Origin of the sequence: Gordonia sp. i37 (genome assembly GCF_002043085.1) — a bacterium.
Classification (GTDB): domain Bacteria; phylum Actinomycetota; class Actinomycetes; order Mycobacteriales; family Mycobacteriaceae; genus Gordonia; species Gordonia polyisoprenivorans.
Genome location: NZ_MVPX01000251.1, coordinates 26,996 through 33,583 on the forward strand (window position 1 = coordinate 26,996; position 6,588 = coordinate 33,583).

7 protein-coding genes are annotated in these 6,588 nt (G+C 66.1%); 3 read left to right on the top strand and 4 right to left on the bottom strand.

The window, feature by feature from the left end:
* The first annotated feature begins 85 nt into the window (after positions 1-85).
* The 3 genes from B1964_RS11755 to poxB are packed head-to-tail and all read left to right on the top strand — an operon-like array spanning position 86 to position 3,488.
* Entirely contained in the window at positions 86-508 is a 423-nt protein-coding gene (locus B1964_RS11755; protein WP_006368086.1) for a hypothetical protein, read from the top strand.
* 58 nt (positions 509-566) lie between these two features.
* Complete coding sequence (locus B1964_RS11760) at positions 567-1,691, top strand: hypothetical protein (protein WP_079929856.1); 1,125 nt, start codon at positions 567-569, stop codon at positions 1,689-1,691.
* 45 nt (positions 1,692-1,736) lie between these two features.
* A complete protein-coding gene (gene poxB, locus B1964_RS11765; protein WP_079929857.1) occupies positions 1,737-3,488 on the top strand; it encodes a ubiquinone-dependent pyruvate dehydrogenase in 1,752 nt (583 codons plus the stop codon).
* Between the two features lie 31 nt (positions 3,489-3,519).
* Here the strand turns inward: poxB and B1964_RS11770 are convergent, their stop codons facing one another.
* The 4 genes from B1964_RS11770 to B1964_RS30710 form a co-directional block, all read right to left on the bottom strand.
* Positions 3,520-4,884, bottom strand: a complete 1,365-nt coding sequence (locus tag B1964_RS11770; RefSeq protein WP_253193966.1) for a DUF4185 domain-containing protein — start codon at positions 4,882-4,884, stop codon at positions 3,520-3,522.
* A gap of 195 nt (positions 4,885-5,079) precedes the next feature.
* A complete protein-coding gene (locus B1964_RS11775; protein ID WP_079929859.1) occupies positions 5,080-5,889 on the bottom strand; it encodes a shikimate 5-dehydrogenase in 810 nt (269 codons plus the stop codon).
* On the bottom strand, positions 5,889-6,350 hold the full coding sequence (locus B1964_RS11780) for an NUDIX domain-containing protein (protein WP_079929860.1): 462 nt from the start codon (positions 6,348-6,350) through the stop codon (positions 5,889-5,891). The genes B1964_RS11775 and B1964_RS11780 overlap by 1 nt, the downstream gene beginning before the upstream one ends.
* A 7-nt stretch (positions 6,351-6,357) precedes the next feature.
* Positions 6,358-6,588 (bottom strand): hypothetical protein (locus B1964_RS30710; RefSeq protein ID WP_139765706.1); only part of this gene is annotated, 231 nt, incomplete at its 5' end.

The window sequence follows — 6,588 nt, forward strand, 5'->3', positions numbered from 1 at the left end:
TAGCCGAATCATGCGTGATGGTGCATTCACCTGGTCGTTCGGCGTCACGGGTTGACCGGCGCGAGTCGTCGTGAGTGCATGGGACATGCCACGCAGCGAGCCCGACATCGATCACCCCGCCGACGGACAACCGGTCCTCGTCGTGGATGCGGCCAACGTCGTCGGTTCGGTGCCCGACGGATGGTGGCGCGACCGGCGCGGGGCCACCGAACGCCTGCGGGACCGGCTCGCCGCCGTCGCCGACTCCGGTGTCGCAGGGTTCGAGGGGCCCGTGAACATCGTCCTGGTCGTCGAGGGCCGGGCGCGGGGCATCGCCTCGACCGCGTCGGTCACCGTCGTCGACGCCGACGGCTCGGGTGATGACGCGATCGTCGACGTGGTCGCGCGAACCGACACATCACAGCTCGCCGTGGTCACCGCCGACCGCGAATTACGAAGGCGCGTAACCGCTCTCGGTGCCGTGACACTCGGCCCATCGGTGATCACCCGACAGAATCCCCACGTGTGAGTCGACATCGTGGTTACAGTGAGGAGGCAGCCGTACGGACGACCCGAAAGGACGGACCATGGCCCGCTTCACCCTCCCGACCCTCGATGATCTCAAGGAGCTCGGGGCACCGCGCGAGAACGCGATCACGATCTACGCCGAGACCTCACCGGCACCGGACGCGCGCGAAACCAGCTATCTGAACGCCAAGAGCGCCTTTGACCAGGGCATCCGAACCCTGCGGGAAACCGGGATTCGCCATGCCGTCGAGGAGTCGCTGCGCGCGCAGTGGGAGAAGGTTCGTTCCGACGAGGTATGGGGGCGTTTGTCGCGATCGGTCGCGATCTTCCTGACCCCCGACCAGGTCGAGATGTTCGCCCTGCCCAACCGGTTGGAGAATCAGTCCCAGGTCGGTTCGTATTTCGATCTCGGACAGATCGTGCGTGCGGTCACCGCGAGCCAATCGGCCTTCGGGTTGACGTTTTCTGCCAACGGATGGAATCTGTGGGAGGCCACCGCGACCACCGTGGCCACCGAACTCGAACTCAGCGGTGAGCACGCCGTCGATGCAGCCGACGCCACCAATCGCGCCACGATCGGTGACCGGGGCCATGTTCGCCGTCTCGTCGGCGACGAAGGCAAGAAGGTTCTGCTCGAGCAGTACGCCAAGCGCGTGGCCGAGGCAGTGAAAGCCGAACTGGCGCCGCGAGATCCGCACGGCGAGCGACCGTTGTTCCTGTTCGCCGCCGACCCGCTGCTCGATCTGTATCGCAACGTCGAGTCGACGCGTCGTGTCGTCGCCGTCCCGGGTGCACCCGACGAATTGCATGCCGACCGCATCGACGCAGCCATCCGCGCCGAGATGCCCACGCTCAATGCAGAGCGGAACAATGCCGTTCTCGATCGCATCGCCGACGGCGTCTCCTCCGGGCTGGTGGCCACCGACCTGGCCGACATCAGCCGTGCCGCCACCTCCGGCGCGGTGTCGACGTTGCTCTACGACTTCACCGTCGATGTGCTGGGTAGCATCGACACCCGAACCGGTGAGGTCACGGTCGACGACACCGGTCACGATGTACTGTCCGACATCGTGGTGACGGTCCTCGACCATGGCGGCGAGGTGATCCCGGTGCGCGACAACGAGATCTCCAATTCCCTCTGGAACGGCATCGCCGTCGCCGGACTCCGATTCCGACCGACCTGAGGCCGACCCACCCGACGTCCCGATACCCAGACCTGAGGAGATCCCTTGGCCCACAACGTCGCTGCAGAAATCGTCGAGACTCTCCGGGCCTCGGGTACCGAGCGCGTGTACGGCATCCCCGGCGACTCGTTGAACGGCTTCACCGATGCGCTGCGGAAAGACGGCACGATCGGCTGGGTGCACGTGCGCCACGAGGAGACCGCAGCGTTCGCGGCCTCGGCCGACGCCGCACTCACCGGTGAACTCGCCGTCTGTGCGGGTAGTTGTGGACCGGGCAATCTGCACCTGATCAACGGCCTCTACGACGCCCACCGCTCACGGGTGCCGGTGTTGGCCATCGCCGCGCACATCCCGGCCGCCGAGATCGGCAGCGGCTACTTCCAGGAAACCCACCCCGAGCGACTGTTCACCGAGTGCAGTTCGTTCTGCGAGATGGTCTCGACGCCCGAGCAACTCCCCCGGCTTCTCGACATCGCGATGCGCACCGCTGTGGAGCAGCGTGGCGTCGCCGTCCTGATCGTCCCTGGCGAGATCTTCCTGGCCAGGACCGCGCGCCGCAAGAATCGTTCACCGATCCGCGCGATTCCCACCGTGATTCGGCCCACCGACGACCAATTGCGCCGGGTGGCAGAGCATCTCAATGGTGCGCAGCGGGTGACCATCCTGGCCGGTGCGGGCACGGCCGGCGCCCACGACGAGGTGGTGGCGTTCGCCGACGCGCTTCAGGCGCCGATCGTGCATGCCTTGCGCGGCAAGGAGTTTCTCGAGTACGACAATCCGTTCGACGTCGGGATGACCGGGCTGCTCGGCTTCTCCTCGGGCTATCGGGCGATCGAGAAGTGCGACACGCTGGTCATGCTCGGCACCGACTTTCCGTATCAGCAGTTCTTCCCCACCGAGGCGACCATCATCCAGCTCGACATCCGCGGCGAGCAGATCGGGCGCCGTACCCGCGTCGATATCGGGCTGGTCGGCAGCGTCGCCGACACCCTCTCGGCGTTGACTCCGCTGCTGACGCGCGAGCGGCCGTCGGACCACCTGAGTGCTGCGCTCGATCACTATGCGAAGGCGCGGACGTCTCTCGACGAACTCGCCGTCGACGACGGCAAGACACCGATCCACCCCCAGTATCTGACGATGCTGCTCAGCAAGTACGCCGATCCCGACGCGGTCTTCATCCCCGATGTGGGGTCGCCGGTGGTGTGGGCCGCGCGCTACCTGACGATGAACGGATCCCGCAGGCTGATCGGGTCGTTCACGCACGGATCGATGGCCAACGCCCTGTCGCAGTCCGTCGGTGCGCAGGCGTCGCTTCCCGGCCGGCAGGTCATCGCACTCGCCGGTGACGGCGGACTGACGATGCTGTTCGGTGAGTTGATCACGCTGACGCAGAATCGGCTTCCGGTAAAGGTCGTCGTCTTCGACAATTCGTCACTGAATTTCGTCGAGGTGGAGATGAAGGCGGCAGGTTTCGTCAACTACGGCACAGACCTCGAGAACCCCGACTTCGCCGCGGTCGCGCAGTCGTTGGGCATCTACGGACGGCGGGTCGAGCATCCCGGCGAGTTGGACGAGGCCGTGCGCGAGTTCCTCGCCCACGACGGTCCGGCCGTCCTCGACGTCGCGACTGCGCGCCAGGAGTTGTCGATCCCGCCGACCATCACCGCCGCGCAGGCCAAGGGCTTCACGTTGTACGCCATCCGCACGGTGCTGTCCGGTCGTGGTGACGAACTCGTCGACCTCGCCGAGACCAATCTGTTCCGCCGCCTGTTCGACGCCGCCACACCCGACGACTGACCCCGGCACCGGCGACACGTGTCCGCGTGCGTCAGTGCGGGATTTTCGACAGGTCCGAGTGCAGCAGCATGACGTTGTAGTCACTCCACCGGGAGGCGTTGAAGTACAGATCTTTTCCGGTACCGAGGATCGCCGGTGAGTGCGGCTGGATCATCGGCCCATACAGGACGACGGCGACCGGCGGCACCAGGTAGGTCGGAGCACTCCACGGGCCCTCGGGATGGTCGGCGGTCCGGAGACGAATCCCGTTGTCCCCGTCGAGCATCATGTACTTGTTCAGGTAGGGACTCCAGGAGACCGACGCCTCGGTGACCGGTGGCGGCAGGATCTGCGCCGAACCGTCGTCGGGGATGGCGGTGATGTCGCGTTTCCATCCACGTCCGGCCCCACTGCCGGTCCAGTACTCGTAGTTCTCGAGATTGCGGATGTCCCCGGGTGCGAATCGGGCGAGGAACGCGGCGCCGAATCGTCCGTTGGGCGTACCGAGTTGGTAGATGTAGCCGGCATCGGCTCCGTGGCCGCGGAAGTAGGCGCTCTGCTGGAACTTGCCGTTGTTGTAGGTGACCTCACGCAGTGCACCCGGGAGCGCCAGGGTCACCGGGGCGTTGATCAGGATGGTGTTGGGGTCGGTGGCCCACGTCTGCCCGTTGTCGGTGGAGTAGGCGATCGCCGAGAAGTTGGTGACCCAGTGTCCCGCGTCACCCCACGACCGCACCGACATGTAGTTCATGTATTGCGTGTAGCCGCCGTCGCCGTCGGGCAGCGAGATGGCTGCGGTCGGGATCGTGGTGACCTCCACCTGACTGACCCCTATGGCCGGGATCAGCTGCGTCGCGAAGTTCGGGGCGTCGGCACCGACCACACTGCCCGATTCGGTGACGCCGGGCACCGCGTCGGGCACGCTGACCCCGTCGGTGAAGTCGTCGTCGTTGGACCGGAGCAACACGTTGTGGCGCCACTGTTGTCCGGCGACCGCGCAATCACCGAAAGTATCGCCGAACGCCATCAGCGTCTGCCCGGAACCGTTGTCCCAGCTGATCCCGAGATCGGTGCCGGAGATGCCGAACCGCGAGAAGGTCTGGTTGGGACTCTTCGGCCCGGTGATCCAGGCGACCGTGTTGGTACTCGGTCCCCGATAGATAGGCAGATTCCCCTGCGGGCCTGTGCTGGGATTGCTCGAACTGCCTGATCCCGTCCCCAGTGATCCCGAGCCCGCCGACCCCGAACCCAGTGAACCGGTGGAACCCAAGGATCCGGTTGACCCGGTGCCGCCGTTGCCACAGGGCGCTGCGTTCGCGGCGCCGGTTCCGGCGAGAATGCCACCGCCCACCATCATGGTCGACACGACGATCGCGACCGCCGCCACTCGCGCACGTCGAACAAGACGGATGTTCATGAATAGTGGCTCTCCCGGCGTTCGTTCTGACACGAGCTGCGCCGTTTCCGATGACAACGATGGGTGTGACAGAAGTGATGTGTGGTGCTGGTGAGACAATCACATCAGGTACGACGTGCCGGCGACACCGGTGGCGATCACGAATGAGTTTCAGCTTGGCGACGTCGGTGAGATCCGATGCAGCGATGGGGACCGTCAGCGGCGAGAGAACTCCGATGCCCGAGCGACCTGCTCTGCGGTCAGCGCGACTCCGGTGTACTTCTCGAACTGCCCGGCCGCCTGGAGCGCGATCACCTCGGCTCCGGTGATGACCTGCTTCCCCGCCGTCCGGGCGGCAACGATCAGCGGCGTCTCCGACGGGAAGGCAACCACGTCGAACACCGTTGCGGCAGCGGCAATCGTGGCATCGTCGAACGCCTGCGCGTCCGCATCGGCGCCGGACATCCCCAACGGGGTCACGTTCACGATGATGTCGGCACCGGGTGCGGGAGCACTGATGTGGCGATACCCGTATTTGTCGGCGAGCGCCGAGCCGGCGGACTCGTTGCGCGCCGCGACGGTGAGGTCGCCGAACCCGGCACTGCGGAACGCCCCGACGACGGCCCGCGCCATCCCGCCCGAGCCCTGCACCATCACCGCGGCATCCCGATCGAGCTCGTGGCTCTCGAGGAGCGCCGACACCGCCTCGACATCGGTGTTCGACGCGATCAGCCGACCGCTGTCATTGACGATCGTGTTGATCGATTCGATCACCGACGCCGACTCCTCGATCTCGTCGACGAGCGGGATGACCGCCTCCTTGAACGGCATCGACACCGAACATCCGCGAATCCCCAGGGCTCGCACGCCACCGATCGCCCCGGCGATGTCGTCGGTCGTGAACGCCTTGTAGATGAAGTTCAGGCCGAGTTCGTCATACAGATAGTTGTGAAAGCGCGTACCGATGTTCGACGGTCGGCCGGCCAGCGAGATGCACAGGGTCATGTCCTTGTTGAGGATCGGCATCAGTTCAGACTAACGTCGCCGGCCGACGGTTGATCCCGGCTGCGCAGCGCGGGAATCACCTGCTCCACGAGCAGGGGCGCCAACGACACCGACGTGTTCTCGGTGCGTGTACTCCCCGCGTCGTCGAGAGACAGCCATCGCAGTTCGGCGATCTCGGCTGCCGCAGTGGCGTCCTGAACCACGCGACGGCACTCGAAGACGTTGGCGCGCACCGCGAATCCGGCTTCGTTGGCCGCGGCGGCGGTGAAGGTCCCGAGCTCGGTCAGGTCCCGGGCAGGCAACCGCACACCGGTTTCCTCGGCGCACTCACGAATCGCGGTCTCGCGCGGAGCCTCCCCGGGCTCGGGTTTGCCGCCGGGCAACATGAACCGGGAGCTACCGACCTTGCGCACGATCAGGAGGGCACCCGATTCGTTTCGCAGCACAACGGCACTGACGGTGATCACCCGATCATCGGTCACCGGCTTCTCAACGCCCGAAGCCCGCGTCCCGCAGGGCCTGTGCCATCGAGCCATTGGGGGCCGTCTCGCGTCGGCGCGAGTTGCCACCCCGTCGGCCGTCGTCTTTCGGCTTGCCACCCCGACGGTCGTTCTTGGTGCCGGACTGAGCATTTCGAGGCTGCGATTTCGCACCCCCGTCCTTGGCTCCGTCCTTGGCCCCGCCACGTCGCGCACCACCGCCGGAGACCTCGTCCTGCAG